Consider the following 437-nt stretch of genomic DNA (forward strand, 5'->3'; position numbering starts at 1 on the left):
TATTACCTGAAGAGGAAGATTTAGCCGAAATCTTGTATGTATGAGAAAAAATACAATTACTTAAGTTCTCTTTACAATAATCTAAAAAGTGAACAAAATGCTTTTTATAATTTCCAGAAGAAAGGCTATTGAAAAGCATTTTTAAAGTAGCATCGCTACAATACATAATATCTTTAGGTAATAATTCTAATAATTCTTTGCAAAATAAACCATATTCACGCGCTTGCATACGTTGTATATGCATATTGGCTTGTGAGGAATTCATTTTACTTAAAAAGAACTCTTCCATTATAGAAATAGTATCTGCTAAAGAAAGGGTATTGAATATAGAGCGAACGGTATGATAAAACACATCTTCTGGTTTTTCAAGCTTTAATAAACGGTATGAATCCGGGGAATTTAAATAGTTATTAACGGCTTCTTTTGGTATTACTTTT

Annotated in this window: 1 pseudogene; it reads right to left on the bottom strand. The window is 29.3% G+C overall.

The window, feature by feature from the left end:
• Positions 1 to 437: pseudogene (locus MR079_RS28440) on the bottom strand (DNA-binding protein); the annotation flags it as partial.

The sequence above is a fragment of the Bacillus cereus group sp. BfR-BA-01381 genome (genome assembly GCF_022663555.1).
Taxonomy (GTDB): Bacteria; Bacillota; Bacilli; order Bacillales; family Bacillaceae_G; genus Bacillus_A; species Bacillus_A pacificus.